The sequence below is a fragment of the Thiothrix eikelboomii genome (genome assembly GCF_900167255.1).
Taxonomy (GTDB): Bacteria; Pseudomonadota; Gammaproteobacteria; order Thiotrichales; family Thiotrichaceae; genus Thiolinea; species Thiolinea eikelboomii.
The window spans coordinates 151,891-176,822 of sequence record NZ_FUYB01000005.1; the positions used below are offsets into that span (position 1 = coordinate 151,891).

Consider the following 24,932-nt stretch of genomic DNA (forward strand, 5'->3'; position numbering starts at 1 on the left):
TGCCTTAAAGCTTGCTCAACAAAACCTGATCGGGATAGCCATCCGCTGGCAAGCCCAACTCTTGTTGGACTAGCCGAACGGCTTTGCGGGTATCTTCACCAATAATCCCATCAATTTTTCCGACAGGTAAGCCTCGTGCAGCGAGCTTGGATTGTAATTGCCGTACTTGAGGGATTGAGAGCTTTTGCACAGGAGCATGACCCGCATATAAAGGTTTAGCACCTGCAAAGCGAGTAGCTAAATAAGCGGCTGTGGTCGCATAAACCGTGGATTCATTCCATTGGCGAATCGCGTCAAAATTAGGGAAGGCTAAAAAAGCTGGGCCATTGCGTCCCATCGGCAATAACAAGGCGGCTTGGCCATTTGGACGTAAGGGGTCACCATCGGCTTCCGTAACACCCAGTGCTGACCATTCAGCTAATGGCAAACGATTATCCAAACGCGCTTTTGACCAATCCATTTCGCGTGGGACTTTGACCTCTACCAACCAAGGCTGACCTGCTTGCCAGCCATGATGTCGCAATAAGTTCGCAGCTGAGGCTAAAGCATCGGCTTTAGAGCGAATTAAATCGCGATGCCCATCCCCATCAAAATCCACCCCTTGTTGATTATAACCCGAGGGTAAAAACTGCAATTGCCCCAGTTCACCCGCCCAAGCACCGCGCATGGTTGCGGGCGTTTGATCACCTTTTTGGATTAGCCACAGCGCATGGATTAATTCAGGACGAAACCGCTCAGGTCGACGGCAATCATAAGCGAGGGTCGCTAAAGAACGTAGCGTCGGGAAATCCCCCGTCACTGCGCCTAAATCAGTTTCTAAAGCCCATAAAGCAGTGAGCATCGGGGCAGGCACACCGTATTCCTGCTCAATCCGTTGAAAGAGCTTGGCATTGGCTTGTATTTGCTTGTGGCCATTCGATAAGCGATAGCTAGAGACTTTCTTGCCTGCAAATTCCAAAAAAGTTTGTGCAAAGACTTCTTGAGAGCGATCCCGCTGAATCACGCTTTGATCAAGAGTGAGGCCATTTAAGGCACTATTCACAACTTCAGGGTTGAGACCAGTACCTATGGCTTCTTGCTTGAAATTATTTAGCCAAGTACCAAAATCTTGAGTATTTCGACAATCTGCCCATGCTGTGCTTCCATAGCAAACACTAGCTAGCAGTAAACCGTATGTAAACTGACGCATAGTTAGCCTTTTCTTTATTCATGTCCATTGAGAATAGGATAAGTATAGCAACAGGCGGCTAATCTGCCGCCTGTCATTAACAGACTAACGGGATAGGTGCTTAGTTCTCTTCACCGCACTTTAACTTCCAAATATCACGGTTATATTCGAGCATGGTACGATCAGTGGAGAAGAAACCACTGCTGGCGGTATTGAGAATACTCATTCTTGTCCAACGTTCTTGATCTTGCCAAGCGATAGCGACTTGTTCTTGAGCATCAATATAACTACGGAAATCAGCGAGTGTCATCCAAGGATCGTTCGAGCTGAGCAAGCTATGGATAATAGGATCAAAAATACCGGGTTCGACCGAATTAAAATGCCCACAACTGAGTAGCTGCATCACTGACTTTAAGTCAGCATCCTGATCGACGATTTCCCATGGGCGATAATGTGAGCGTAAATCTTTAACTTCCTGTTCACGCAGACCAAATAAGAAGAAGTTTTCTGCGCCCACGGCTTCGAGAATTTCAATATTCGCGCCATCATAAGTACCGATGGTGAGTGCACCGTTCATCATGAATTTCATATTCCCAGTGCCGGAAGCTTCTTTGCCCGCCGTGGAAATTTGCTCAGATAAATCCGCAGCTGGCGCAATCAACTCCATGCTCGACACCCGATAGTTCGGGATAAACGCGACTTTTAAGCGTTGCCCGACTTCAGGATCATTATTCACCAGATCAGCCACATTATTGATGAGCTTAATAATGCTTTTCGCCATGAAATAACCAGGTGCAGCTTTACCCCCAATCAATACACAACGATTCGCCCAATTATCTACACGCCCTTGCTTAATACGCGCATACAGATGAATAACATGCAAGATATTCAGTAATTGGCGCTTATATTCATGAATCCGCTTCACTTGAATATCAAATAGAGAATGCGGATCAAAATCGACCCCACATTCAGCTTTAACCAGCTGCGCTAGCCGCTGCTTATTGGCCAGCTTCACTTCACGCCAAGCTTGATGGAAAGCACTGTGTTGTGGTTCGGCAAATGGCTTTAATTGTTCAAGCTGCTCCAATTGAGCAACCCAAGTCTGACCAATCGTCTGATTGATTAAGGTCGCTAAACCCTGATTGGCATTGGCTAACCAACGGCGCGGCGTGACTCCATTAGTTTTATTATTGAATTTCTCCGGCCATAATTCATAAAAATCATGGAACAAATCTTTAACTAATAATTCAGAATGCAGGGCTGCCACTCCATTAATCGAGAAGCTGCCAACAATCGCCAGCCATGCCATTCGTACTTGACGCACTGCACCTTCTTCAATAATCGACATCCGCCGTTGACGATCCGTATCGCCCGGCCAACGCATAGAGACGATACGCAAGAAACGGGCATTAATTTCGTAGATGATTTCTAGCAGCCGAGGCAAGAGCTTTTCAAATAAATGTACGGGCCAGCGTTCTAAGGCTTCAGGGAGCAGGGTATGGTTGGTATAGGCCATACATTGTGAGGTGATCTCCCAGGCTTGCTCCCAATTCAGATGCTTCTCATCAATCAATAAGCGCATTAATTCCGCCACCGCAATCGTCGGATGGGTATCATTCATTTGAAAGACATGTTCAGCGGCAAATTCACTGTAATCATGTTCAATATGATCCCGTTCCCAAATCCGAATCGCATCTTGCAAACTAGCAGAGGCTAAGAAATATTGCTGACGTAACCGCAATTCTTTACCATTTTCACTGCTGTCATTCGGATAGAGCACCATTGAAATGTGCTCAGCATTGTTTTTAGCTTGTACGGCTTCGGTATAATCGCCTTCGTTGAATTCTTGCAAGTTGAATTCATCGGTGGCACTGGCTTTCCACAAACGTAGGGTATTAACGGTTTTATTCCGATAACCCGCAATCGGCATATCAAAGGGAATAGCTAGCACATCTTCTGTATCTACCCAACGAGTGCGCGTATTGCCTTCAGCATCACGATAGCTTTCACTGCGCCCACCGAATTTAATCCGTTGTGAATATTCAGAGCGCTCAATTTCCCAAGGATTACCATCGCGTAACCAATGGTCCGGCTCTTCAGTTTGATAGCCATTTTCAATCCGTTGACGGAACATGCCGTATTCATAGCGTATTCCATAACCGACGACGGGTAAGCCTAAACTAGCACAGCTATCCATAAAACAAGCGGCTAAACGCCCTAGGCCACCATTACCTAAGCCTGCATCGGGTTCTTCAGAAGCGACTTCTTCTAAAGAAGTGCAATAATTATACAGAGCCGTTTTAACATTCGCATTCAGCTCCATATTCAATAAGTTATTGCTGAGTGAGCGCCCAATCAAAAACTCAAGAGACATATAATAAGCTCGCCGTGTACCGGGCTTTAGGTGTTCAGCCCAAGTATTGCGCCAGTCGACCATTAAACGGTCACGAATGGTATAAGCTAGGGCATTGTATAAATACACCGAAGGGCAGCCCTGAAAACGCCCTAAATGATAAGAAAGATAGCGCTGAAAATCGCTACCAATCGCTTCTGCATCATTATTCAACGGGTCAAGCTCGACCGGAAGAAATGGAATTTGATTACTTGGATGGGTAGTCATCTACCTGAAACTCCTGTTTGCCTGTCCAAACTCAGATTAGTTATTTCGATAAAGTTCTAAATAGCGCTGTGCACTCTGTTTCCAATCAAACTGAGCTTTGAGTGCATTTCGTTGGAGTGCGCGCCATAATTTGGGTTCTTGAGTAAATAAGCGTAATACCCACCATAAGGTTCCCAATAAGGCTTGGCTGAATGGCTGATAAAAAACAAAGCCATTGGCGGTATCCGCTGCAATATTTTCATCGCTAGCATTGATGACCGTATCGGCTAAGCCACCGGTGTGATAAACAACCGGCAAACTCCCATAATTCAAACTGTACATTTGATTTAAGCCACAGGGTTCAAAGCGTGAGGGCATGAGGAAAATATCGCAGCCGGCCTCCAGCAAATGGGCTAGCGCTTCGTTATAACCGATATACACCATCACGCGCCCCGGATAGTGTGCTGCTAAATCACACAAAGCTCGTTCATAGTGATAATGGCCACTCCCAATCAATACAAAGGCCGCATCGGTTTCTGCTAGGAGAGGATGAATACTCTCCATCACCATATCTACACCTTTTTGCTCTACTAAACGACTCACCATACCTAGCAAAGGTCGTGCCAATTGTTCTGCCGTTGGGTTTTGTCCAAAGCGCTCTAATAAAGCTTGTTTATTGGCAAGTTTGCCTTTACGCACGTCACGGACGCCATAGTTTTGTACCAAGTATTCATCGGATCTAGGATTCCAAATCTCAGTATCAATACCGTTGAGAATACCTTGTAATTTGTAGCTGCGTGAGCGTAAGAAACCATCTAGGCCATAGCCAAATTCGGGGGTACAAATTTCTTTGGCATAAGTCGGGCTAACGGTGGTGACACTATCGGCATAAGCAATCCCCGCTTTGAGCATCGAAAAGCCGCCATAAAACTCTACACCCTCACTCGACCACCAATGCCAAGCTAATTGCAGTTGATCATAAATCGCATGAGAGAAATGCCCACCATAAGCAAGGTTATGAATGGTAAATACACTGCGTGGGCGCGGTTGTACTGTTTCCAGCAAAGCAGGAATTAAGCCGGTTTGCCAATCATGGGCATGCACGACTTCAGGTCGCCAGTTAAGGTTTAAAGCATCATCCGCTAACAGGGCTGCTGTCCGTGAAAAGACGGTAAAGCGCTCCGCGTTATCAGGCCAATCATAACCATCGGGATGCATATAAGGATTGCCAGAGCGCCCGAATAGAGCGGCACATTCCACCACCCAAACTGGAAAGGGGAAGGCCTCATGATAACCTTCAAGCAGGTAGACTTGATGTACTCGCCCCGCGCCTTGCACCTGCAAAGAGCCGAGGCTATGTAAATCCTTCAGCTTGCCGAGCAGGTCATAATAGCCGGGCAAGAGCAGGCGAACATCGGTACCTTCAACATGGAGCGCACGGGGTAAACCATAAGCTACATCAGCAAGGCCACCCGTTTTAATCAAGGGATAGGCTTCGCTGGCAGCGAATAAAACTTTCAATGCCATTAGTTTTTCTCGCGAATAGGTTTCTTACTCAGTAGTTGAGCTTCTTCATCCCCTTCAGTGTTTGCGACCGGTTCTGGGCTTGCAGGTATGGCCTGCAAGAATACGGCTGCTAAAGGTGGAAGGGTTAATTCAATGGAGTGTTCGAAACCCATACAGGGATGATTCTGAACCGCTAATTGACCTGCATTACCGCAATTACTGCCGCCGTAATATTCACTGTCGGTGTTGAGAATTTCTTGATAAGTTTCTGCAGGAGGGACACCGAGGCGATAGCCACCGCGTGGAACCGGTGTGAAATTTAGAGCAATCACCAAGGGTGGCTGCTGATCATTACCATAGCGCACCAAGCTTAATAAGGATTGCTCGGCATTATCACAGTCAATCCAACGGAAACCTCGAGGATCATGATCAAATTGATGTAAAGCAGGATTCGTCCGATAGACTTGATTCAAATCCGTAATCAGTTTGCCCAAAGCTTGATGGGCAGGGAAAGCCAGTAAGCCCCAATCCAATTCGACAGCTTCGTTCCATTCTAGCCATTGCCCAAATTCACCGCCCATGAACAACAGTTTTTTGCCCGGATGTGCGTATTGCCAAGCATAAAATAACCGTAAATTAGCAAAACGCTGCCAATAGTCACCGGGCATTTTGCCTAGCATGCTACGCTTCATATGTACCACTTCATCATGCGATAGAGGCAAGACAAAGTTTTCTGTCCATGCATACATTTGGCTGAAGGTGAGTTTGTTTTGGTGATACTTGCGATAAATTGGGTCTAGGGCAATATAACTGAGGCTGTCATTCATCCAGCCCATATTCCACTTCATGGAAAAACCTAAGCCGCCGCTTTCAATCGGGCGTGATACGGCAGGCCAAGTGGTCGATTCCTCTGCAATCGTAAGTACTCCAGGGAATTGCCCATGTACGACTAGATTAAGCTCACGTAAGAAGGCCACCGCTTCAATATTTTCCCGTCCACCATATTGATTCGGAATCCATTCGCCCGCAGGACGGGAATAATCCAAATACAACATAGAAGCGACTGCATCGACCCTTAAGCCATCCAGATGAAATTCCTCCATCCAATATAAGGCATTGGCAATCAGGAAATTGCGCACTTCATTGCGCCCATAGTCAAAAATCAAGGTGCCCCAATCTTGATGCTCACCTTTGCGGGGGTCGGCATGTTCATACAAGGCTTCGCCTGTGAAGCGTGCTAGGGCAAAATCATCTTTTGGGAAATGTGCAGGTACCCAGTCGAGTAGAATACCCAGATTATTTTGATGGCAAAGATCCACAAAATAGCGCAGGTCATCGGGGCTACCTAAACGGGCTGTGGGTGCATAATAACCTGAAACTTGATAACCCCAAGATTGATCCAGCGGATGCTCAGAAATAGGCAATAGCTCAAGATGCGTATAACCCAAATTCTTCACATAAGGAATTAAAGTGTCCGCCAGTTCGCGCCAAGTGTAAAAGCTATTATCCGCATGGCGCTTCCATGAGCCTGCGTGTAGCTCATACACACTCATCGGCTGATGCAACCAATCAAACTGTTCACGCTGTTGGATCCACGCCGTATCTTGCCAAACATGCTCACTGATTGCAGGAATACAAGCCACCGTTTCGGGGCGTAAAAACATCTGCTGGGCATAAGGATCTGCTTTGCGGATAATGCTACCGAAACGGGTCAGAATTTCGTATTTATAACCCTCACCCGCCGGTAAGCCGGGGATGAATAATTCCCAAATACCGGTCTCGCCCCGCGAGCGCATCGGATAACGGCGTCCATCCCAATCATTAAAATTCCCAACGACACTGACTCGTTGTACACCGGGTGCCCACACGGCAAATAAGCAGCCTTGTACACCATTAATTTCTTTTAGATGTGCACCTAAGACTTTCCATACTTGGCGATGATTACCTTCACCTAAGAGGTGCAGATCAATCTCACCGAGTTGTGGTTCAAAGGTATAGGGGGTAATCGTTTCTAAATACTGCCCTGTCTTTTTATCCAAATAACGCAAAATAGGATGTGCAAAAGGGGCTGCTTTACCAAGTTCACTGCTGGCTTCGGGGCTAAAAACGAAGCAATCCGAGCCTTCTAAACGCTGCAAGGGCGTTTGATTAATGTCGATGCTTTCAGCGGAGGGCATGAAGACTCGCAAAACCCAGTCAGAGCCTTGCTGATGCCAACCTAAAAAGTGAAAAGGATCGTGATGCGTTCCTGCTTGCAGGCGCTGTAACTCGCTCATACTTGGCGAAGTATTCATGACTGATCTCACTGGTTTGCTACTGTGGTGGTATGGTATCGCTGATAGTGTTGTAACTGTGCTTTTAATCGAGCGAGTGTATCGGCTTGAACTTGGTGCCAATCAAAGCGCCAATGCCAATTGCCTTCAATGGTTCCGGGCACATTCATTCGTGCTTCACTGCCTAAGCCCAGTACATCTTGCCAAGGCAACATGACTAAGCCAGCAGAACTTTGGAACACAGTTGCTAACATCAGATCGGTGATTTTACCTGTATTTTGCTCTGTGCTCAAAAAACTGTTTTGTTTTAATAAATCTAAAGACCAAGCTTGTTGTTCTGGACTGAGGGATTGAAACCAGCCGACTAGGGTATCGTTATCATGTGTACCGGTATAGTAGACTGTATTTTCGACTACATTCCACGGTTTATGCGGATTATCTAGGAAGTGATCAAAGGCAAATTGCAGCACTGACATACCGGGCAAATGGTATTTCTTGCGTAAAGCCGTGACTTCAGTCGTGATGATGCCTAAATCTTCCGCTACCAGGGGTAAATCGCCACAAGCTGCTTGTAGGCAAGCTAATAATTCATCGCCCGGAACTTGCGTCCAATAACCTTCAATCGCGGTGGGGCTAGTGGCAGGAATCGTCCATGCCGCTTCTAAACCACGGAAATGATCAATCCTTACCAAATCAAAGCAATCAAAATGATAACGCAAACGCTCCCGCCACCAAGCAAATTGAGTGGCTTGCATTAAGCTCCAATTATAATGCGGATTGCCCCAACGCTGCCCTGTGGCAGAAAAGTAATCGGGTGGTACGCCGGTGACTACGGTGGGTTGACCTTCGCTATCGAGCAGGAATAACTCAGGGTGCGCCCAGACATCCGCACTGTCATAGGCGACAAAGATCGGCATATCACCCAATAAGCGAATACCTCGCTGTTTGGCATAGGCACGTAACTGTTGCCAATAGTGCCAGCAGTAGAATTGTTGGTGAATATGTGCCGTTAAGGCCTCAGTATGGGCTGCAGTGAAGGCGGCTAATGGCTCAGGCTGGCGTTGCCGAAACGCGACCGGCCATTGTGACCATTCAGCGCCATTAAATTGCGCTTTCAATTCCATGAAGAGTGCAAAATTCTCTACCCAGTCCTGATTGTGCTGGTACCAATGGCGATAGGCTGGGGTTTGGCTAAGCTCAGCCGCTGGAATGGGATTAGGAAATAGTGCAGGGTTAAGCGCAAAGGCTGAAACACATTGATAGGGTGAAAGCCCATTCAAAGGTAGACCTAAGGGCAGCATTTGCCAAACACTGATGCCTAGTTCGGCTAATTGATCCAGCCAGCGCCAAGCATCGGTCCCTAATTGCCCAGACGGTAAGGAAGTTGGGTGCAATAAAATACCGGCTTCGAGCCGGTTAGGAAGAATCGCTGTGGTCATTATTTAGGTATTCCTACGCATCGTACCGGCGTTGTCTGCACCCTGACCACCTTGAGACAGAGGAATATCCAGATGGGTTGGTGGCTCTAAGCTCAATAAGTGATATAGCTGCTTAAGTTGGAGACGAAATAAACGCTCAAAGTCACGGACACTTTCCGATGGATTGTAATCACCAAACCACCAAAACCAATCTGAGCCTTCACAGATCGCTAATTGTTGGGTTGCTTGATATTCCTGTTCAGAGCTTAAGCGTTTAGCGGTGATTGCCTGATCATAAGCATGCTTGGCGGCCACTAAATAATCCCAGCCGCGATTTTTATCCTCTGAACCGATCCAAGTAGAAAATGAACCATAAACCCAACTGCCTGCACACAATTTGGCTAAGTCTTTCGATGGCACGCTGTCGTATAAATCCGCAAAACACGCCGTTTTCAGCAGTGCTGATTGATTAAGCTCAGCATACAGTTGGTCTAAAAAGTCAACAGCATTGTTGGGGTAATACTCCCAAGCATTTTCACCATCTAAAATAATTGCAAGCGTATGTTGGCTGGCTTCGGTGTCAAGAAACTGGGCGGTATTTTCTAAATGCTGAATAAAGTCTTTAACCGCGTCATTGGCATTCCAATTGCTATATTTAAAACCGATGAGGTCCGATAAGCCATCATCCCGGAAATGCATCCGCACCTCGCTATCTGGGAGACGATGTGGCTTAAATAAATCCCGTTTAGAGTCAATCGCTTCACCATAATAGCCTGATAGATGACTGCTATTACGCCATACTCCTTCACCTGAGGCGGTCCAACGAATGCCAAATTCGTCTAATAAAGCGACTGCACTAGCGCTAATCCCCCCCTCAGACAGCCAAACGCCCTGAGGGCGGCGACCAAAGTATTTTTCAAAGCACTCTAAGCCCCGTTGCATATGCCAACGAGCGCGCTCACGACCTTCAGGATAAAATTCTGCTTGCGGGCTAGGCGAGCTGGGCAGGGCGCATTTCATATTCGAGAAATCTTGCAGCAAGGGAATAATCGGATGCATATAAGGGGTCATCGACAGTTCCACTTGATCCCGCTCGGCTAATGCACGATAGCGCGGGATGAGTTCACTAAGACAATTTGCAATCACTTCGAGCAGTTGATAACGATCCAGTTGATTAAACAGTTGAGCTTTAGTGATCAGTGCTTGTACGGCCGCTTGTTGCCTGAGCGATTGCCCAAGCCAAGCTAAATGATACCAAGTAATCACATCTAAAAAGTATTGATCACCCAAATAAAGCAAGGGATGCTTATATTTAGGGTGCTTAGCCCCGGCGGCCTCCGCTGCACCGACCATATCCAATAAACTTTGAAAAGCCGTCCACGGCTGAATCATGCGGGGTGCGTGAGCACGTTGGCAATCTTGCAGGATAATACTGCGCCCCGCTTCATCCGCAGGAATAGCTGTGATACCTGCTAGTAGATTTAACAGCGGATCTTTAGTCGGCCGCCCGGTTTGTAGGAGTGCTTGTAATTGCTGGGCATAATCGTCCAATTGCTCTAAGAGGACAGGGGCAAAATTGACCACAGCCCGCATTTCTGGATGCCGCTCCAAATGCATCGCCATATCGCTGTAATCTTTAATCGCATGCAAATACACCCACGGCAGGCGATATTCCCCTTCTAAGCCGTTTCGATACCAAGGCTGATGCATATGCCAACATAAAACCACATTCAGCTTATTCTTTTCCATAACGCTCTCGCCATAATTTATCATAGTCACCCGTGTGTAGTTTCTGTCCAAGCATTTCCGCAGTCACTAAAACAATGCCTTCATCCGACACATAAAAGCGTTTTCGATCTTCTTCAAGATCTATACCAATCTCTGTGTTATCAGGAACGGCACAACCTTTGTCAATCACCGCGCGGTGAATACGGCAGTTTCGTCCAATATTGACTTTAGGCAGAATGACACTCTCAGTGATCTGCGTATAATTCTCGACTCTACAGCTAAAGAACACTACAGAATTTAAAATACTTGCGCCAGAAATAATGCAGCCTGCTGAAATCAGCGAGTCTACGGCTTCTCCCCGTCGCCCTGCTTGGTTAAAGACAAACTTAGCAGGTGGTGATTGTGGTTGATACGTCCAAATGGGCCAATCCCGATCATATAAGTTCAATTCAGGCTCAATCGCACACAATTCCATATTCGCCTGCCAATAGGAATGGACGGTGCCGACATCGCGCCAGTAGCCGGGGTTATCGTGTTGATTACGAAAAGGAAATGCTTTGGCCTGCGCTTGAGCAATGTGATTAGGGATAATATCTTTGCCGAAATCATGCGAAGAATGCATCTTATCGGCATCCTCCATTAAAATACGAAATAGAAACTCACGCGAGAAGATATAAATGCCCATCGAGGCTAAGACCTTATCGGGTTTGCCCGGAATCGTTTCTGGATGTGTGGGTTTTTCGGTGAAGCGAATAATCCGCAAGTTTTCATCGACAGCCATCACCCCAAAGCCATGAGCTTCTTCGACGGGGACCTCCAAGCAAGCGACCGTAAAGTCTGCCTCCGAGTTAACATGGTCTAAGAGCATTTTTGAGTAGTCCATGCTGTAAATATGATCGCCGCCAAGTACTAAAATATATTCAGGATCATGGCGTTGTAGGAGTTCAATATTTTGGAAAAGCGCGTCAGCTGTCCCTTGATACCACTCGCGTTTTTCCGTGCGTTGCTGGGCTGGAATAATTTCAACAAACTCACCGATTTCAACCCGCATAAAGCTCCAGGCCCGTTGGAGATGACGAATCAAGGAGTGTGAGCGGTACTGAGTTAAAATACCGATCCGTCGAATCCCCGAGTTCACACAATTCGATAAGGTAAAGTCGATGATGCGGTATTTACCTCCAAACGGGACAGCGGGTTTAGCGCGCCACCGCGTCAGATCTTTCAGGCGTGAGCCTTCGCCGCCCGCTAAAATTAAGGCCAAGGTTTTATTGGCTAATTCGCTAACTACGCGAGGCTGGGTGTAATAACGATAAAGTTTGGCTTGCTCTTGTGTAGAGAATGTCATGTGGTGATCTCCCTTTATTTAAGCAGTTTCTTAGAATAACGCGAATGCGGGGTCTAATGTGCAGTATAAATAGCTTATAAAGAAGAGTTTAGCCTAAACTTGCTGAAGCAGCGGCGCTACAAACTTGCAGAGCCGTGTCGAAGTGTGTGTCGCAGGACGTTTTGCAGTGTCTATTGAACTGCGTATGGATCAGCAGGTCGTGTCACCCGGTTTAATGATACAAGAGCGCACCCGTCCAGTGGTATTAAAGAAAATTCGAGACAGTGCAGTATTATCCGTAGCCTTGTTAATCGTTAAACTAAAAGCGCGGGGTAGGGTGTCACCTGTGGGACGATAGCTAATCGAGTTAGCTGGTGTGCCATTTGAACTAATGGCAAAACGATCATTTGGAGCTTCACCGATGAGTAAAATTTCTTCGACCTCATTGACTACGCCGTCACCATTAGCATCAAATTTAGTCGTGTTTGAGGTCAGACGCGCATTTTTGTCGTAGTCAGTGAAAATAATCCAACCATTGGCAAAGCTAGTCGCATTAGTGTCACACACGGTTTGAGTGTCATCGCTAGCACATAGACTGATATTAAAGCCGCGCTTGGCTGCTTCACTGCGAGCATAATACAAATTTGCAACCATATTATTGGTTAAGGTCTGTAGTTGGTTGCGTTCAATCATGCTTTGCACGTTAGGTGCTGCGACTGTGGCAAGAATAGCAATGATACTCAGAGTAACCATCAGCTCAATGAGCGTTAGGCCTGCTTGTGGGTGGCGTTTCATGGGGACACCTTGGTATTTTTATAATAATATCCAATTATATAAAAAATACTGATGAAGTGTAAATTGATTCGATCAAGGTCGAGGACGAGAGGATAAGTGGAAAACGAAGACTCCCCAGCGAGAATCTTCGTCAACTGTGTGCAAATTTACATATTCCGGCGATATTGACCACCGACATCAAACAAAGCTTGGGAAATTTGCCCTAAAGAACAGTAGCGTACTGCATTAACCAACTCAGTAAAAATATTTTGATGATGAATCGCCGCATGTTTGACCCGCTCCAAAGCTGCGGAAGTTTGAGCGGCATGGCGGCTTTGAAAATCGGCTAAACGGCTTAGCTGGCTCTGTTTTTCCTCATCCGATGAGCGTGCTAATTCAATTGTGAAGGTTTCACGTCCTTTAGGATTAATGAAGGTATTCACGCCAATAATCGGCAAGCTGCCATCATGCTTTTTATGCTCATAGTACATGGATTCATCTTGAATTTTGCCCCGTTGATAGCCGGTTTCCATCGCACCTAATACACCCCCGCGCTCAGCAAGGCGCTCAAATTCTTGCAGTACAGCTTCTTCCACGAGGTCAGTGAGTTCATCAATAATAAACGCACCTTGCAGGGGATTTTCATTTTTGGCTAAGCCCCATTCGTTATTGATAATCAGCTGAATGGCTAGAGCGCGGCGTACTGAATTTTCAGTCGGCGTGGTAATGGCTTCATCGAAGGCATTCGTATGGAGACTATTGCAGTTATCATAAATCGCAATCAGTGCTTGTAGCGTGGTGCGAATATCATTGAAATCCATTTCCTGGGCATGCAGCGAGCGCCCTGAGGTCTGGATATGATATTTCAGCTTTTGGCTACGCTCATTGCCACCGTATTTAAAGCGAATGGCCGTCGCCCAAATGCGGCGTGCAACTCGACCCATTACCGTGTATTCAGGATCCATGCCATTACTGAAGAAGAAAGACAAATTCGGTGCAAAATCATCAATATGCATCCCTCGGGCTAAATAAGTTTCTACATAAGTGAAACCATTAGAGAGCGTAAAGGCAAGTTGGGAAATCGGGTTGGCTCCTGCTTCTGCAATGTGATAACCCGAAATCGACACCGAATAGAAATTACGTACTTGATGTTGGACAAAATATTCTTGAATATCGCCCATCATTTTTAGGGCAAATTCAGTGGAGAAGATACAGGTATTCTGGCCTTGATCCTCCTTAAGAATATCTGCTTGAACCGTACCACGCACATTTTCTAAAGCCCAAGCCCGAACTTTTTCAATTTCCTCATCGGTAGGATGGCGAGCATTATCCTGCTCGAATTTAGCGATTTGTTGATCAATCGCGGTATTGATGAACATCGCCAAAAGCATGGGGGCAGGGCCATTAATCGTCATTGAGACTGAGGTGGTAGGGCTGCACAGATCAAAGCCATCATAGAGGGCTTTCATATCGTCTAGGGTGGCAATTGACACGCCAGAATTGCCGACTTTGCCATAAATATCGGGGCGTAAGTCAGGGTCACAACCGTATAAAGTCACGGAGTCAAAGGCGGTGGATAATCGCTTGGCGACCGAATGCTCAGATAAGCGTTTGAAGCGCCGATTAGTACGGAAGGGATCACCTTCACCGGCAAACATTCGAGTTGGATCTTCATTTTCACGTTTAAAAGCAAAGACCCCTGCTGTGTAAGGGAAGCTACCGGGGAGATTTTCTAGCAATAACCATTTCAGTAGTTCGCCGTGATCTTCAAAGTGTGGCAAGGCTACCTTGGGAATCTTAGTGCCAGAGAGGGTAGTGCGCTTGAGAGGGGTACGAATTTCCTTATCACGGATTTTCACCACATACTCATCACCTGAATAACTAGCGCGCACTTGTGGCCAAATCTCTAAGAGCTTCCGTGCTCGGCTATCGAGTTGTGCATCGCGCTGGGCAATCAGCTCATCTAAAGCAGTTATCTCCGTGGCAGCTGCACCTAACATACGCTGAGTGGCTCGTAATTGCTGGCGTTCTCGCGCAATTTGGGCTTGTTCCTGCACCGTTTTATGATAGCCACGCACGGTATCAGCGATTTCGGCTAAATAGCGCACGCGCTCAGGTGGCACAATCACTGAGTTGCCGGAGGATTTGCGTACTGTGACTGCAGGCAACTGGTTATGCTGAATGAATAAACCCGCTAGTTCCAATTGTGCCAATAGGTTTTGATAGAGAGCAGTCACACCATCATCATTAAAGCGGGCTGCAATCGTGCCAAACACTGGCATTTCCTCGGGGGTTTGCCCAAAAGCTTCACGATTGCGCTGGACTTGTTTGCAGACATCACGATAGGCATCTTCTGCCCCTTTACGGTCGAATTTATTAATGGCGACTGCATTTGCAAAGTCAAGCATGTCGATTTTCTCCAGCTGGCTTTGTGCACCAAATTCTGGGGTCATCACATACAAAGACACATCCACCAAGGGTACAATGGCTGCATCACCTTGGCCAATACCGGGGGTTTCAACAATAATTAAATCAAAGCCAGCGAGTTTAGTCGCAGCTACTACCTCTTTAATGACCTCAGGTATTTCACCGATGGCTTCACGGGTAGCAATCGAGCGCATGAAGATATTGGGGTGATTAATCGCATTCATTCGAATCCGATCCCCTAGCAAAGCACCGCCCGTCTTACGGCGGGTTGGGTCAACGGCAATAATGGCGATCTTAAGTTGATCTTGTTGACCTAAACGGAAGCGGCGAATGATTTCATCAGTGAGTGATGATTTACCTGAGCCGCCGGTACCCGTAATACCAAGGACAGGAACTTTTTTCGGTATATTGGCTGCCTGCTCAAGAAGCTCTGCACGTAATTCTGGTGATAAGGTATTGTTTTCTAAAGCAGTGATAGTATGGGCTAGGGCGCGCCAATGACCAGCTAAAATCGGCTCAAGACTGGTGGGCGCAGCTGCACCGGGGTCAAAGTCACAGCGGGCAATGATGTCTAAAATCATCCCTTGTAAGCCCATTTGCTGACCATCTTGCGGGGAATAGAGGCGAGTGACCCCATACTCTTGCAGTAATTGGATTTCTTCAGGAATAATTACGCCACCACCGCCACCAAAGATACGAATATCAGCACCCTCTTGGGCACGCAGCATCTCCACCATGTATTTTAGGTATTCGACATGCCCACCTTGGTAAGAGCTAATCGCAATTCCATGCACATCTTCTTGCAAGGCCGCATTAACAATTTCAGCCACCGAGCGATTATGTCCAAGATGAATAACTTCAACACCGTTTGCTTGCAAGATACGGCGCATAATATTAATAGCGGCATCATGGCCATCAAATAGGCTAGCAGCCGTCACAAAGCGGACAGGGTAGGCTCGTTTATTCGCGGCATTGGCGGACTGAGCGGAACTATTCACAGACATGGATGAGATCCCTTAGCGGTGTTGAGGGTCGTTTCGGATATTTATTATCCTGAAATCCTGAAGGCAAGTTGTTAACATATATTACGTTAACGTAAGCGTCAATTATCAAACATAGAAAAACATCACAAAAGCCCAAGCAGAAAACCAAACAAAAAACCAACGAGTTTGTCGATCTTTCAACAGAGTCATGATTGCTATGATTGTCATGCAGACCCGCAGGAAAGCATAGACACCAACCCAAGAGCCGTGAAAAAATACTTTTCAGTATGGAACAGAAAACTTACACAATATCGGACTTAGCCAAAGAGCATGAAGTCACTCCTCGCACGATTCGGTTATATGAAGAAATCGGCATTGTTGCACCGCAGCGCGATGGGAATAAGCGTATTTATGCAGAACGCGATCGAGTACGCTTGCGTTTGGCGATTCGTGGCAAAGGTTTAGGGATGAGCCTAGCCGAAGTCAAAGAGCTGATCGACATGTACGACAATACAGGTCGTGACGAAAAAAAACAGCTCAAGCGCTTGCTAGAAAAACTGCAAGAGCGACGTGATATTTTATTAACACAACGACGTGATATTGAATTGACGCTTGCAGAAATTGACCGCATTGCAGATAAAGCCCGCTCAACTTTAGCCGAATTAGAGCGAGCTAAAGTAAATTAAAGTGAAATAAACAACCTCTAGGTTTAAGTTTGGGCGTGAAAATTCACTAAGTCGGCACAAATAGATTGATTTATTTGTGCCGATTCATTTAAATTGGCTTAACTAAGCCCGATTAGTCTTTTTAGAGTATAGCTTTCTCAAATCACTCCTCTTATACCCATTTAGAGTTATCTTTTATGCTAAATAAACAGCATGTTATCGGTATTCGTTGCCAAGATTTCGGTGAGTCAGAGCGATTTTTATATCAAACTTTGTTGGCTTATTTTCATAAAGATGCCATTTTTTTCATAGTTGACGAGCTAGAAAAAACCAAAAACTTCCCAGAGAACCTACATAAGCTTGCTTTAAGCGCTCACTTTATTGAGGCGCAGGGTCTTTATAATAAAGGTAGGATCGCATGGGCTTGTGGGGATTATTTTTACTATGTATTTTACAAAGCAGTTGCTGCTGATTTTTATTGGCTGATTGAGCCAGATGTTCTACTCAACTTAGATTCGGTAGTCAAGTTTTTCGAGTTTTTTGCTAATCAACCCGATGAGGCTTTAGTTACACATTTTTCGCCAGCAGATGCGGGGTGGTGTTGGTATGAAAGTGCAAAAATTTTATTAGATCCACCTTATCGCTGTTTTTTTCCACTCACTCGGTTGTCAAAAAGATCAATTGAGATTTTATATACGAAACGTCAAAGTCTGAGCGCAGATTTTTTTGCAGGTAAGTATACAGGTTCTTTCCCTAATGATGAGGCGCTGCTAGCGAATGCCTTAATGGCGGTTGGCGTCCGGCCTGTGAATCTATCGGATTACTTTCCTGAGCAGTTTAATTTCTTTTCAATACATCCCTTTAAGCATAAAGATTTGTCAATTCGTTATCATAAAGATCAAATTCTGCATCCAGTCAAGCAAGTTGATTTTTATAAAAATCTCATTAAAGTTCAGCTTGAGGCACTGTTTGAGCAGCGCCTGCCTAGAACGCTTAGACAAGCTATTTTAGATGAGGCAGAGCTACAAGACTTACGGTCTTATGCGAATAACTTGTTTAGTCAATGGATGGATGACAGCTTTTACACGCCAGCTAGGCTCAATTTTATACTCAAAAAACTCGTTCTTTACTGTAGGCAGGATACTAACCTGCATTTTAAAAAGGCTAAGGTCGTGGGCAACGAACTAAGTTTTTTCATGGGACAGGTGAAGGCGATTGTATTTGTCTTTGAGTCTCAAACCATCAAGGTTTATAAAAGATTGCATAGTCAGGACTTGAACGAGTCGAACCTACCGACTGAAACTCTATTACAAGTTTGGCCTATTCAATTATTGGATTCATTTGAGCGACTCCAAAAGCAAGTAGCACAGATTTTGCAGGTTCATGAAAATAAACAAGCTGCTCTGAAGAAACGATTATTGCCAGACAGACAGACAGACAGACAGACAGACAGCCATTTTAAGCTATTTGCATCAGTAAATTATTGAAAAAAATTATTGAGATCAAAACGTATTTATTATGTATTGTTTAGCTAACTCAAGTTTACAAATTGAGATCCTCGACCCGATCACCGATCGAAATAAGTTCGGTGTCCGCTATTGTACCGGAGGCTATATTTATCAAGTTTCTGATCTTAAGCACGGCCATTTGCTGTCAGGCCCTACTTATCCTGATAGCTTTAATTGGTTTGATGGGCAGGGAATACCGGATGCTTTCAATTGGATGCCATTACGCTCTCCACAAAAAAATGATAGTGAGGTACTGATAATTGGTGTGGGTCTTTGTGATCTATTGGCAAAACAAGTCACCCGGTTTTGTGATTGGCAGATTGAAGAGCAACCTTACGAGCTTCGCTTCACGACCGAGCAAAGTTTTGACGCTTATGCTTTGCAGTTAATCCGTACTCTGACTTTAAATGGGCGCAGTTTGCGTTCGCATACGCAGCTCACTAATCGAGGTGCAGCTTTTATTCCGATTAGTTGGTTTCCGCATCCGTTTTATCCACAGCCACAACGAACCGCAGAGTTATGCCATTTCAATATTCCTTTTCAGTTACCAGCGGGGAATTTGGGTTATGAATTGGCAGCGAATAGCTTTATTCAGCGCAAAACTCAAGCACAGCAACAGGGTTTTTATTTGCCGTTGAATCATCAGGCACAACAGCCTTTAACGATTTTGCAGCGCCATGATCAATTAGGTTTGATTGGCGCTAATTGTTCCTATGTGCCGAGCTATTTTCCAATTTGGGGCAATCAGCATTGTTTTTCATGGGAGCCTTTTTTCCAAACCATCATCGCTCCTCAACACAGCTCGAGTTGGTGGCTGGATTATCATTTTTAAACGAAACCCGAGCGTAGCACTTCATAACAAGCTCCCATCGTATGATAGTCAGTTTTGCCTGCGGGTGATTTGTGATCGTCATAACGTTGATTCTCTCGGCTGAGAATACGAAACCAAGCGCCGTATTGATGATCAATCAGATGCTGCCAACTGTAAGTCCAAATGCGCTGATACCAATCCCGATAAGTTTGCTTGCCCGTCGCTTGCGCGAGTAAAGCTGCGGCTGCCAAGCTTTCTGCCTGCACCCAGAAGTATTTATCGCCATCGCAAATCGAGCCATCAGGGGCAAAGCCATAGCAAATACCGCCATAGTCATAATCCCATGCCCGCTCTAAAGCTTGGTTAAATAAGGCTTCTGCCCATTCTAAATGCCAAGGCGCAGGTTGATGACGATCGAGGATTAAGAGTAGTTTTGCCCACTCTGTTTGATGTCCCGGTTGAAAGCCCCAAGGTCGGAATAAATGTTTAGGGTCATCGAGGTTATATTGCCAGTCAATTTGCCAGTTAGCATCGTAATGCTCCCAGATTATGCCATTGGCTTGGCTAGCTAATTGATGGATCACTGCCTCCGCTAAACAGGCCGCACGCTCTAAAAAGCGCGACTCTTGGGTCGCTTCATAAGCCCAGAGCATCGCTTCACAGGCATGCATATTGGCATTCTGCCCACGATAAGGAGCAAGCAGGCTGAAGTCTGCATTGGCCTCGTCGCGGTATAAGCGGTGAGCTTCATCCCAATAGTAGCGCTCAAGCAGTTGCCAAGCTTGCTCAAGGCTCTTGCGGCCTTCCTCGACACCCGCTAAGAGCGCAGTAGACCCTGCCACTATTACAAAAGCTAGGCCATAACAGTGATTGGTCGCATCGGTCACTTTGCCAGTCTCTAATAGCCAAGCATAGCCTCCGGTTTCAGCTTGGCGGTGGACATTTTCCAGATAAGCTAAACCATGCCGAATCCAATCCCTGTAATTCAAATCAGGGAAATAGCGGGTTGCCATTGCATAATTAAACACAAAACGTGTGCTGCTGACCAAATGCCGAGTGCTGGCGTTATAAATACTGCCATCATCCCGAAAGAAATGCTTAAAGCCCCCAGTTGGATCAAAAACCTTAGGCTGATAAAAGTCTAAAGTTGTACGGATATGCTGCTCTAAAAACTCTCGACTAGCGAATTGAGCGGAGGTTGGAGTTAGATTCATCATACTGAAATCGCCACTTTCTGCCCCGTGTGAGCTGATTCTAGGCAGGCCAACGCACTTGCTAAAGACCATAAGCCGTCTTCGCCGCTGGCCGCAGGTTTGCCCGTGCCTTGGATGGCTGCGATAAAGCGCGCTACCCCTAGGCTATATACCTCATTGGCGGCGAGTTCTAAGCGTTGTTCGCTGTTGGCGGTACGCAGCAAAACTTCGGGTTGTGCAGCTGGATGCATCACATTTTTTGCAATTAATGAACCGTCTGTTCCATGCACCTCAAAGCCATTGCCTGCATAAGGCACGGTGAAGGCGGTATGGACTTGCGCAATCACGCCATTATCAAAACGAAACACGGCCATCGAACCGTCTTCAACACTACCCGCACTCATCCCAAACTGCTGGGATAAGCTAATCACTTCTGTCGGTTCGGCTTGGAGTACAAAGCGGAGGGTATCGACATCATGCACGACAATATCTAACACCACTCCGCCGCCAGCTTCAGGTTTATCTAAACGCCAACCTTGTAAGGATTCCCGCAAATAAACAGCATGAAACACCCGAGCGGCAATGGGTTTACCGATTGCTCCGTTGGCAATCAAGTCACGCATGGCCTGATGGGCATGGGCATTGCGCAGATGATGATTAGTGGCCAAAACTACCCCCGCTTCCCGACAGGCGTCAAGCATTGTTTGCGCTTCTAGCTGCGACATGGCCAGTGGTTTTTCGCAGAGCACATGCTTGCCTGCTTGAGCAGCTGCGAGAGTTTGTGCATGGTGTAATTCATTCGTGGTGCTGATATAGACCGCATGCACTGCTGGGTTAGCGAGTAAATCTTCCAGTGAGCTAGCTGCATGGGGAATCTGCGTTTCAGCGGCATAGGCACGCCCTCGTTCAAGATTACTGCTGTAAACGGAGACGACCTCACAATCGGGGGTATTACGAATCGCAGCCAGCATTTTGTGTTTGGCAATGTCACTAGCGCCAATAAAGCCGAAGCCAATTGTCATAACGAGATCCTTACTGTGGTGATAGGCAGGGCAGTTAAAACGCTTTGAACGTGAGGGTCGTTAATGAGCGCTCAATATGCTCAATATTCAAAATATGATCATTGATATACTTACCAATATCGTCTTCTTCAGGGATGTAGATTTTCATCAATAAATCCCATTCACCACTGGTGGAGTATAATTCTGAGACAATCTCACGCTCAAAAATTTCATCCGCAACCAGATAAGCTTTGCCGGGTTTGCAACGGACTTGAACGAAAACGCAGGTGGTTAAAGCAGTCATACAACAACTCTCTTGGCTAAATGAAGCCTTTAACTGTAGCAAGAATAGCGCTATTCGGAAATCTTCGATCTAATTTCAGGGTACTTAACATTATTTTTTCATCAGTACAATGCAGCCTCGCTGAGCGCATAACCTTTATTAAGCTGCTCTTGAATAGGTTTGATTGTTTTCAGGCGATGAAGCACTTAAGAGGGGTGGAATAGTTCCTATGATGATATGTTCTTTAGGTACACCTAATGATAGTAAACTATCTTCTAATAATTCTTCGGTATCGTTCCACTGAATCACTATCTTGTCATTGATGATGTCTATATGAATAGCGCATTCATGAATGCGTTTATGTCCATTCCAGCCAAGCCACAGAACTAAATAGTGTCCACGCTCATCATCAAATACTAACTATGTGGTTAGCTGCGCTGTTTGTAATAACGCATACTCATTGAGTATTTGTTTAATACAACGTTGATAAAATACTATTGAGGTTTCCATTGAAGCTGCTCCTCTTCCGTTAGAGAATAAACAACCACATTGACTTTTAGCCCTTCTATTGCTACCCGCCCCACCTCTCGGCTGAGAATGTTATCGAGTGCATGACGGGGTACAGCCAAGTAGAGTTGACGTTCAGGATCTTGCTGACGAAGGAAAAGCTGGTACAGTGCATATTGTCCAATCGCTTCTTCTAAATCAACAACTTGAGATGATCTCAGAAAACTCTTGACTTCAACTGCAATGCGTTCATAGCCGCGCTCAGCAGCCAATAACCGCTCTGCTCCTAAGTCGGTGGCTAGTTTAGGATCGGTTTAAAAAAAATACGGATCATGAGTAATCGTCCAACCTTCCTTGATAAGGGCTAGCTTGACAATATCATGCTATTTATCCCGTTTTGACATTCAATCCTCTATATTTGTATGAGTCTCAGTCTAAGTATATCAACAATGTCTTGAACGGTATTGGCTTATCACAAGTCATCATAAGTTTGGGCTTAAAGTGCTGATTAAAAGTCCTATTCATTGCACCCGCATGAATTGCTCAGAGCTAAGATCACGCAAAGACGCACACCCCATTAAAATCATATCGCGTTCAATTTCATCACGGAATAAAGTTAAAGCACGCTCTACACCGATTTGCCCCCCAGCGGCGAGTGGGAATAAATAGCTGCGGCCAATTGAACAAGCTTTGGCTCCTGCAGCGAGGGCTTTGAGTACATGCGAACCACGGCGAATACCGCCATCCAGAATAATTTCGAGCCGATCACCAACCGCATCAGCAATGCGCGGTAGCATGTCAAAAGGTGCTGCACAGCCATCTAATTGCCGTCCGCCGTGATTGGAAATCATAATCGCCGAAGCACCAATATCCGCCGCACGCTTAGCATCTTCCACCGACATAATACCTTTAATCGCGAAAGGTTGGTTCCATTGCGCAATAATCGCTTCGGCATCTTTCCATACCACTGTGCGGTCGAATTGGCTGTTCACATAATTCATCACAGATACCAAACTATCAGTGCCTGTGCTAATGCGATCAGCCACATTGGCCAGCTGAAATTTTTCACTGCGCAAATAGTGATAAGCCCAACGCGGATGCAAAGCAAAGCTGAGCATACTTTGCAGGGTAAGATGAGGTGGCATCACCAAACCAGTACGCCGATCCCGCTCACGATTGCCAGCCACCAGCGTATCAACGGTTAAGCATAAGGCATCAAATTGCGCTAGTTGACAGCGCTCGACCAATTCATGGGTTAGACCACGATCCTTATGAATATAAATCTGGAACATTTTCGGCTGATCGCTGACTTTGCCGATATTCTCAATGCTGACCGTCGAGAGGGTTGATAGGCTATACAGGGTACCTGCTTGAGCGGCTGCCCGTGCCACAGCATATTCACCCTCAGGATGAAATAAGCGTGTCATGCCGGTGGGTGCGCAAAACAGCGGCATAGCGAGCTTGCGCCCGAATAACGTGGTGCTTAAATCTAAATGAGACAAATCCGCTAAGGCATTGGGAATCAGGGCAACTGAGTTAAAAGCCTCGGTATTACGCTTAGCTGTCCATTCATCATCGGCTGCGCCATCAATATAATGAAACAGAGGAGCAGGTAACCGACGTTTAGCTAAGCGGCGAAAATCTTGAAAATTATAGCAATCTTGCATGCTCATCTTGATACTCCCAAACTAGCCTTCAGTGTAATGAAAGCGGGAGTCTTGAACTAGCTAACGGAAGTCAAGAACCTCCGTTAGTAGAGAATAACTTGCCTATAAACTGGCGCGTTATTTCTTTTTAGGCATAGCCTTTTTCTGCATCGCACATTGCTTGCAGTCAGTGATGACCTTAACCACAGGCGCTGGAGCTGGTGCTGGTTTAGCAGGTTCGGTTTTAGCACCACACTCACTGTAAGGGGTTTCATTAGCAGCCATAACACAGCCATAAGTTCCGTACAAAGGACCGCCGTTAGCGCCTACATAGAAAGTTCCTTCAGCAAAAGCACTAGAAGAGAACGCGAGTACCGACACAGATAAAGCCAAAACCATTTGACGGATTTTCATAGAATGCTTCCTTTGTTAACAGATTAATTGAGGGGTATGCACTGCTCTGCGAGCAAGAAGTAAGAGTCTCTCTATTCCGCAAATATTAACAGAAAGATCTTAGCTAGCTATAGTGTCTGTCCGGTTTTTTGTCAAGAACCCTGCCGATCGAGCGTCACTAAGCGACTATCAGGCGCTTATGCTTATATTATAATCACGGGAGCTGCGAGTTGGGTTAAGGTACCACGACCTCACGATCTTTCTACGATTACACCTCTAATTCAGGAGGTTTTCTAGCGTGTGGAGTAAACTTTGCTATAAGGTATAAGAAGATGCACCTCTTCATTGTTTATGTCTGATTGACTACTTTATTTTACTCATTTACTGACAGGGAGATTAGCGATGGCCAAGCCGCAAGAGTCCGAATTTGATGTACAGGCTGAGTTTGAAAAAATGAAATCACAGCTGGCTATGTTGTTAGAATCATTGCAAGAAAAGGGTGAAGCGCAAGCCGTTACTTTGAATAAAAAATTGACGAATGAACTAGAGGATTATAAAGAGGCTGCTTTGAAAAAGGCTCAACAAGTACAAGCGGTCGGCAGTGAAGGTGTTGAGCAAGTGACCCACTATATTAAAGCGAATCCTTTAGCTAGTTTGGGCATCGCGTTTAGCCTAGGGTTTGTGTTATCACGGTTACTCAGTGGCAAAAACAGCTAACTAACCTT

Annotated in this window: 18 protein-coding genes and 2 pseudogenes; 4 read left to right on the top strand and 16 right to left on the bottom strand. The window is 45.9% G+C overall.

Translation table 11 applies throughout. The features are described from left to right. Nucleotides 1-4: 4 nt before the first annotated feature. The 9 genes from B5D50_RS07825 to icmF form a co-directional block, all read right to left on the bottom strand. Nucleotides 5-1,189, bottom strand: coding sequence for a lytic murein transglycosylase (locus tag B5D50_RS07825; protein ID WP_078922033.1), 1,185 nt, complete (start codon nucleotides 1,187-1,189; stop codon nucleotides 5-7). Nucleotides 1,190-1,289: 100 nt separating this feature from the next. Continuing rightward, entirely contained in the window at nucleotides 1,290-3,788 is a 2,499-nt protein-coding gene (locus B5D50_RS07830) for a glycogen/starch/alpha-glucan phosphorylase (protein ID WP_078922034.1), read from the bottom strand. A 36-nt stretch (nucleotides 3,789-3,824) separates the two neighbouring features. After that, nucleotides 3,825-5,294 (bottom strand): glycogen synthase GlgA, encoded by a 1,470-nt coding sequence (gene glgA / locus B5D50_RS07835; RefSeq protein WP_327193012.1) that lies wholly within the window; start codon nucleotides 5,292-5,294, stop codon nucleotides 3,825-3,827. Beyond that, complete coding sequence (gene glgB, locus B5D50_RS07840) at nucleotides 5,294-7,567, bottom strand: 1,4-alpha-glucan branching protein GlgB (protein ID WP_234975832.1); 2,274 nt, start codon at nucleotides 7,565-7,567, stop codon at nucleotides 5,294-5,296. The genes glgA and glgB overlap by 1 nt, the downstream gene beginning before the upstream one ends. Before the next feature lie 8 nt (nucleotides 7,568-7,575). Further along, nucleotides 7,576-8,985 (bottom strand): 4-alpha-glucanotransferase, encoded by a 1,410-nt coding sequence (gene malQ / locus B5D50_RS07845; protein WP_078922036.1) that lies wholly within the window; start codon nucleotides 8,983-8,985, stop codon nucleotides 7,576-7,578. A gap of 3 nt (nucleotides 8,986-8,988) precedes the next feature. Further along, complete coding sequence (locus B5D50_RS07850) at nucleotides 8,989-10,713, bottom strand: glycoside hydrolase family 57 protein (protein WP_078922037.1); 1,725 nt, start codon at nucleotides 10,711-10,713, stop codon at nucleotides 8,989-8,991. Continuing rightward, entirely contained in the window at nucleotides 10,700-12,037 is a 1,338-nt protein-coding gene (gene glgC, locus B5D50_RS07855; protein ID WP_078922038.1) for a glucose-1-phosphate adenylyltransferase, read from the bottom strand. The genes B5D50_RS07850 and glgC overlap by 14 nt, the downstream gene beginning before the upstream one ends. 189 nt (nucleotides 12,038-12,226) lie before the next feature. Next, nucleotides 12,227-12,811, bottom strand: coding sequence for a GspH/FimT family pseudopilin (locus tag B5D50_RS07860; RefSeq protein ID WP_078922039.1), 585 nt, complete (start codon nucleotides 12,809-12,811; stop codon nucleotides 12,227-12,229). A 146-nt stretch (nucleotides 12,812-12,957) separates the two neighbouring features. Continuing rightward, entirely contained in the window at nucleotides 12,958-16,221 is a 3,264-nt protein-coding gene (icmF, locus tag B5D50_RS07865; RefSeq protein WP_078922040.1) for a fused isobutyryl-CoA mutase/GTPase IcmF, read from the bottom strand. A 266-nt stretch (nucleotides 16,222-16,487) separates the two neighbouring features. On the opposite strand from icmF, the gene B5D50_RS07870 reads away from it, so the two are divergent. From B5D50_RS07870 to B5D50_RS07880, 3 genes are all read left to right on the top strand, one after another. Then, on the top strand, nucleotides 16,488-16,886 hold the full coding sequence (locus tag B5D50_RS07870; protein ID WP_078922041.1) for a MerR family transcriptional regulator: 399 nt from the start codon (nucleotides 16,488-16,490) through the stop codon (nucleotides 16,884-16,886). A 254-nt stretch (nucleotides 16,887-17,140) separates the two neighbouring features. After that, nucleotides 17,141-18,352, top strand: coding sequence for a hypothetical protein (locus B5D50_RS07875; RefSeq protein WP_143594292.1), 1,212 nt, complete (start codon nucleotides 17,141-17,143; stop codon nucleotides 18,350-18,352). Nucleotides 18,353-18,383: 31 nt separating this feature from the next. After that, the gene (locus B5D50_RS07880) at nucleotides 18,384-19,205 is read left to right on the top strand and encodes a hypothetical protein (RefSeq protein ID WP_078922043.1); all 822 of its coding nucleotides are present in this window, start codon (nucleotides 18,384-18,386) and stop codon (nucleotides 19,203-19,205) included. Here the strand turns inward: B5D50_RS07880 and B5D50_RS07885 are convergent. The 7 genes and pseudogenes from B5D50_RS07885 to B5D50_RS07915 all read right to left on the bottom strand — a co-directional run bounded on the left by B5D50_RS07885 (nucleotide 19,202) and on the right by B5D50_RS07915 (nucleotide 24,228). Then, the gene (locus B5D50_RS07885; protein ID WP_078922044.1) at nucleotides 19,202-20,401 is read right to left on the bottom strand and encodes an AGE family epimerase/isomerase; all 1,200 of its coding nucleotides are present in this window, start codon (nucleotides 20,399-20,401) and stop codon (nucleotides 19,202-19,204) included. The two genes, B5D50_RS07880 and B5D50_RS07885, sit on opposite strands and share 4 nt — an antisense overlap. Continuing rightward, complete coding sequence (locus B5D50_RS07890) at nucleotides 20,398-21,399, bottom strand: Gfo/Idh/MocA family protein (RefSeq protein ID WP_078922045.1); 1,002 nt, start codon at nucleotides 21,397-21,399, stop codon at nucleotides 20,398-20,400. The genes B5D50_RS07885 and B5D50_RS07890 overlap by 4 nt, the downstream gene beginning before the upstream one ends. A 34-nt stretch (nucleotides 21,400-21,433) precedes the next feature. Beyond that, nucleotides 21,434-21,682: an Lrp/AsnC family transcriptional regulator gene (locus B5D50_RS07895; protein WP_078922046.1), complete on the bottom strand. Its 249-nt coding sequence runs from the start codon at nucleotides 21,680-21,682 to the stop codon at nucleotides 21,434-21,436. 138 nt (nucleotides 21,683-21,820) lie between these two features. Beyond that, a pseudogene (locus tag B5D50_RS20835) lies at nucleotides 21,821-22,069 on the bottom strand (element excision factor XisI family protein); the annotation flags it as partial. A gap of 86 nt (nucleotides 22,070-22,155) precedes the next feature. Continuing rightward, a pseudogene (locus tag B5D50_RS07905) lies at nucleotides 22,156-22,545 on the bottom strand (element excision factor XisH family protein). Between the two features lie 144 nt (nucleotides 22,546-22,689). Further along, nucleotides 22,690-23,841 carry an alpha-hydroxy acid oxidase gene (locus B5D50_RS07910; protein ID WP_078922049.1) on the bottom strand — a complete coding sequence of 384 codons (1,152 nt, stop codon included), beginning with the start codon at nucleotides 23,839-23,841 and terminating at the stop codon, nucleotides 22,690-22,692. Between the two features lie 111 nt (nucleotides 23,842-23,952). Further along, nucleotides 23,953-24,228: a hypothetical protein gene (locus B5D50_RS07915; protein ID WP_078922050.1), complete on the bottom strand. Its 276-nt coding sequence runs from the start codon at nucleotides 24,226-24,228 to the stop codon at nucleotides 23,953-23,955. Nucleotides 24,229-24,609: 381 nt separating this feature from the next. Here B5D50_RS07915 and B5D50_RS07920 point away from each other — a divergent pair, with 381 nt between their 5' ends. Beyond that, on the top strand, nucleotides 24,610-24,924 hold the full coding sequence (locus B5D50_RS07920; protein ID WP_078922051.1) for an ElaB/YgaM/YqjD family protein: 315 nt from the start codon (nucleotides 24,610-24,612) through the stop codon (nucleotides 24,922-24,924). Nucleotides 24,925-24,932: the final 8 nt, after the last annotated feature.

Bases quoted from the DNA above. Each gene is read 5' to 3' on its own strand.
- B5D50_RS07825 (WP_078922033.1), bottom strand. From the start codon at position 1,189: ATGCGTCAGTTTACATACGGTTTACTGCTAGCTAGTGTTTGCTATGGA.
- B5D50_RS07830 (WP_078922034.1), bottom strand. From the start codon at position 3,788: ATGACTACCCATCCAAGTAATCAAATTCCATTTCTTCCGGTCGAGCTT.
- glgA (WP_327193012.1), bottom strand. From the start codon at position 5,294: ATGGCATTGAAAGTTTTATTCGCTGCCAGCGAAGCCTATCCCTTGATT.
- glgB (WP_234975832.1), bottom strand. From the start codon at position 7,567: ATGAATACTTCGCCAAGTATGAGCGAGTTACAGCGCCTGCAAGCAGGA.
- malQ (WP_078922036.1), bottom strand. From the start codon at position 8,985: ATGACCACAGCGATTCTTCCTAACCGGCTCGAAGCCGGTATTTTATTG.
- B5D50_RS07850 (WP_078922037.1), bottom strand. From the start codon at position 10,713: ATGGAAAAGAATAAGCTGAATGTGGTTTTATGTTGGCATATGCATCAG.
- glgC (WP_078922038.1), bottom strand. From the start codon at position 12,037: ATGACATTCTCTACACAAGAGCAAGCCAAACTTTATCGTTATTACACC.
- B5D50_RS07860 (WP_078922039.1), bottom strand. From the start codon at position 12,811: ATGAAACGCCACCCACAAGCAGGCCTAACGCTCATTGAGCTGATGGTT.
- icmF (WP_078922040.1), bottom strand. From the start codon at position 16,221: ATGTCTGTGAATAGTTCCGCTCAGTCCGCCAATGCCGCGAATAAACGA.
- B5D50_RS07870 (WP_078922041.1), top strand. From the start codon at position 16,488: ATGGAACAGAAAACTTACACAATATCGGACTTAGCCAAAGAGCATGAA.
- B5D50_RS07880 (WP_078922043.1), top strand. From the start codon at position 18,384: ATGTATTGTTTAGCTAACTCAAGTTTACAAATTGAGATCCTCGACCCG.
- B5D50_RS07885 (WP_078922044.1), bottom strand. From the start codon at position 20,401: ATGATGAATCTAACTCCAACCTCCGCTCAATTCGCTAGTCGAGAGTTT.
- B5D50_RS07890 (WP_078922045.1), bottom strand. From the start codon at position 21,399: ATGACAATTGGCTTCGGCTTTATTGGCGCTAGTGACATTGCCAAACAC.
- B5D50_RS07895 (WP_078922046.1), bottom strand. From the start codon at position 21,682: ATGACTGCTTTAACCACCTGCGTTTTCGTTCAAGTCCGTTGCAAACCC.
- B5D50_RS07910 (WP_078922049.1), bottom strand. From the start codon at position 23,841: ATGAGCATGCAAGATTGCTATAATTTTCAAGATTTTCGCCGCTTAGCT.
- B5D50_RS07915 (WP_078922050.1), bottom strand. From the start codon at position 24,228: ATGAAAATCCGTCAAATGGTTTTGGCTTTATCTGTGTCGGTACTCGCG.
- B5D50_RS07920 (WP_078922051.1), top strand. From the start codon at position 24,610: ATGGCCAAGCCGCAAGAGTCCGAATTTGATGTACAGGCTGAGTTTGAA.